The 3891-nt window shown below is 73.9% G+C and carries 2 protein-coding genes and 1 pseudogene; all 3 read left to right on the top strand.

From position 1 onward, the window contains the following. On the top strand, positions 1-1626 hold a 1626-nt coding region (locus tag AB0C69_RS39390), incomplete at its 5' end, for a benzoate-CoA ligase family protein (RefSeq protein ID WP_360361327.1). A gap of 117 nt (positions 1627-1743) precedes the next feature. Then, positions 1744-3393 (top strand): 2,3-epoxybenzoyl-CoA dihydrolase, encoded by a 1650-nt coding sequence (gene boxC / locus AB0C69_RS39385; protein WP_360361324.1) that lies wholly within the window; start codon positions 1744-1746, stop codon positions 3391-3393. A gap of 3 nt (positions 3394-3396) precedes the next feature. Then, positions 3397-3891, top strand: a pseudogene (locus tag AB0C69_RS39380) (benzoyl-CoA 2,3-epoxidase subunit BoxB); the annotation flags it as partial.

Genomic DNA, 3891 nt, shown 5'->3' with positions numbered 1-3891 from the left:
GGTTCCCGGCGAGGGGAGACCTCGATGACCGCTGGAACGGCGACCGCACCGGTCCCGCCCGACACCTTCAACGCCTCCGACTACCTGCTCCGGGCGGCGTCCGGGCCCGGCGCCGGCCGGACGGCGCTGACCGGTCCGGGCGGCGACGTCAGCTACGCCGGGCTCGCCGAGCTCGCCGGGGACATCGCCGCCGGGCTCGAACGGTGGGGCCTGCGCGCCGAGGAGCGGGTGGTGCTGTTCATGGCCGACGGCCCGCCCATGGCCGCGGCGATCCTGGGCGCGATGCGGCTCGGCGCCGTCCCCGTCCCGGTGTCGACGATGCTGACGGGCCCCGAGCTCGGCGGCCTGCTGGCCGACGCGCGCGCCCGGGTGCTGCTGGTCGGCGACCGGTTCGCGGCCGCCGCCGAGGCGGCCCTCGCACACGCTCCCGGCGTCCGGCGCGTCGCGGTGGAGGGGGACGCGGCGCTCCGCGCCCCGGCGGGCGTGCGGGTGGACCCGTTCGAGGACCTGGTCCGCGAGGGGCGCGCCCGCGGCGGAGCGCCGGCCGAGCCGTACGCGACCTCGGACGACTCCAGCGCCCTGTGGCTCTACACGTCCGGAACGACGGGCCGCCCGAAGGGCGCGATGCACCGGCACGCCAACATCCGGCACGTCGTGGAGACCTACGGCCGCCAGGTGCTCGGCATCCGGCCGGACGACCGCTGCTACTCGGTCGCCAAGCTGTTCTTCGCCTACGGGATCGGCAACTCGCTGTTCTTCCCCCTCGCCGCAGGCGCGACCGCCGTCCTGGACCCGGACCGCCCGACCCCGGCGTCGGTGGCCGGGCGGCTGGCCGAGTACCGGCCGACCCTGTTCTTCGCCGTCCCGACCTTCTACGCGGCGATCCTCAACGCCGAGGTCCCGGTGGAGGCCTTCGCGTCGGTCCGCCTGGCGGTGTCGGCGGGGGAGCCGCTGCCCGCCGAGCTGTGCCGCCGCTTCACCGAGCGGTACGGCGTGGAGATCATCGACGGGATCGGCTCCACGGAGTGCCTGCACATCTTCCTGTCGAACCGGCCCGGACGGGTCCGCCCGGGGACGACGGGCACCGCGGTCCCCGGCTACGAACTGCGCGTCGTGGACGCCGCCGGGGCCGACGTCGGGCCCGGGACGCCGGGCTCGCTGCTGGTGAAGGGCGAGTCGATCGCCACGGGCTACTGGTGCCGCACCGAGACGACCCGGCAGGTCTTCCAGGGGGAGTGGCTGCGCACGGGCGACACCTACGTGGTGGACGAGGACGGCTTCTACACCTGCCTGGGCCGGACGGGCGACATGCTCAAGGCCGGCGGCATCTGGGTGTCGCCGGCCGAGGTGGAGGGACGGCTGCTGGAGCACCCCGCGGTGGCGATGGCCGCCGTCGTCGGGCTGCCGGACGCCGACGGCCTGGACAAGCCCGTCGCCTGCGTCGTGCTCAAGGAGGGCGCGACCGCGGAGCCGGCCGAGCTGATCGGGTTCTGCCGGGCGGGCCTCGCGTCGTTCAAGCGCCCCCGCGAGGTGCTGGTCGTGGACGGGCTGCCCACGACGCCGACCGGCAAGCTGCGCCGCTTCGCCGTCCGCGAGCTGGCCTCGGCCCTGCTCGCCGCGCCCTGACCCGTCCCCGGGCGCTCCCGCCCTGGGCGGCGCGCGAGCCGAAATGCTACAAATAGTTGACGTGAAGAACGGATTTTGTGGAGCATGATGGAGACGGCACCGGCGGAAGGACAGCGCATGACCGGCCCGCACGTGGAGTTCCGGGTGGACCCGTCCCGCTACCGGCACTGGCGCCTGGACGTCGAAGGCGACGTCGCCACCCTGACGATGGCGGTCGACGAGCGGGGCGGGCTGGTCCCCGGATACGAGCTGAAGCTGAACTCCTACGACCTCGGCGTCGACATCGAGCTGTACGACGCCGTCCAGCGGCTCCGCTTCGAGCACCCCGCGGTGCGCGTGGTCGTCCTCACCAGCGGCAGGGAGAAGATCTTCTGCGCGGGCGCCAACATCCGGATGCTGGCCGCGTCCCCGCACGCCTGGAAGGTCAACTTCTGCAAGTTCACCAACGAGACCCGCAACGGCATCGAGGACGCGACGGCCCACTCCGGGCAGACCTACCTGGCGGCGCTGAACGGCACCGCCTCCGGCGGCGGTTACGAGCTGGCCCTCGCCTGCGAGCACATCATGCTCGTCGACGACCGGTCCTCGGCGATGTCGCTGCCGGAGCTGCCGCTGCTCGGCGTCCTGCCGGGCACCGGCGGCCTGACCCGCGTGTCGGACAAGCGGCGCGTCCGCCGCGACCGCGCCGACTACTTCTCGACCAGGGCGGAGGGCCTCGGCGGCGGGAAGGCCGTCGCGTGGGGCCTGGTGGACGAGGCCGTCCCGCGCACCGCCTGGGACGAGACGGTCGCCGCACGCGCGCGGGAGCTGGCGGCCCGCTCCTCCCGGCCGCGCGACGCCGAGGGGATCGCGCTGGCGCCCCTCGGCAAGGAGCGCACGGACGCCTCCATCGCCTACCGGCACGTCTCGGCGGCGCTCGACCGCGACGCCGGCGCCGCCGAGATCACGATCGCGGGCCCGGACGCGCCTCCCGGCGACCTGCGCGACGCGGACTTCTGGACGCTCGCCATGACCCGCGAGCTGGACGACCTCATTCTGGACCTGCGGACCAACGAGCCGGAGCTCGGCACGTGGGTGCTCCGCACGGCGGGGAGGGCCGAGCACGTCCTCGCCCACGACCGGCTGCTGCTCGACGCCTCCGGCGACTGGCTCGCCAACGAGGTCGTGCACTACCTCAAGCGGACGCTGAAGCGGCTCGACGTCACCAGCCGCAGCCTCATCGCCCTGATCGAGCCCGGAAGCTGCTTCGCCGGCTCCCTCCTGGAGGTCGCGCTCGCCGCCGACCGCTCCTACCAGCTCGACGGCGTCTTCGAGGACGTCGACCCGGACGCCGATCCCGCCGCGGTCACCGTGGACGCGATGAACCTCGGACCGCTCCCGATGGGCAACGGGCTCACCCGGCTGGCGACCCGCTTCCTCGGCGACGACGGCGCGCTCGCCGCCGTCCGGGACGCCGCCGGCGAGCCCCTGGAGGCCGCCGGCGCCGAGCGCCTCGGCCTGGTCACCTTCGCGCCCGACGACATCGACTGGGACGAGGAGATCCGCATCGCCGTCGAGGAGCGGGCCGGCTTCAGCCCCGACGCGCTCACCGGCCTGGAGGCCAACTACCGCTTCCCCGGCCCCGAGACCCTCGAGACCAAGATCTTCGGACGGCTGTCCGCCTGGCAGAACTGGATCTTCACGCGCCCGAACGCGTCCGGTCCGGACGGCGCCCTGCGCCGCTACGGCACCGGACGGCGCGCCGACTTCGACCGAAAGCGAGTCTGAGCGATGGCGACCACCGCCGACTACACCGAGAAGATCCCCAACAACGTCGGCCTGCACGAGGACCGGCGCCTCCAGCGCGCCCTGGAGTCGTGGCAGCCGAACTTCCTGTCCTGGTGGGAGTCGATGGGCCCGTCGCTGCCGACGCGGGAGGTCTACCTGCGCACGGCCGTCGACGTCGGACGCGAGGGCTGGGCGCACTTCGGGCACGTCGCCATGAAGGACTACCGGTGGGGCATCTTCCTGGCCGAGCGCGACGGCGACCGCCGCATCGGCTTCGGCGCCCACAAGGGCGAGCCCGCCTGGCAGAAGGTGCCCGGCGAGTACCGCGCCGACCTGCGGCGCCTCATCGTCATCCAGGGCGACACCGAGCCGGCGTCGGTGGAGCAGCAGCGCAACCTCGGCGCCACCGCGCCCAGCCTCTACGACCTGCGCAACCTCTTCCAGGTGAACGTCGAGGAGGGCCGCCACCTGTGGGCGATGGTCTACCTCCTGCACGCC

Origin of the sequence: Actinomadura sp. NPDC048032, from assembly GCF_040653175.1 — a bacterium.
GTDB lineage: Bacteria > Actinomycetota > Actinomycetes > Streptosporangiales > Streptosporangiaceae > Spirillospora > Spirillospora verrucosospora.
The sequence above is the reverse complement of the archived record's forward strand: the minus strand, read 5'-3'. Positions and strand labels throughout refer to the sequence as shown.

What these genes read in the sequence shown, in the direction of transcription:
- boxC (WP_360361324.1), top strand. Translation starts at nt 1,744, where the DNA reads ATGACCGGCCCGCACGTGGAGTTCCGGGTGGACCCGTCCCGCTACCGG.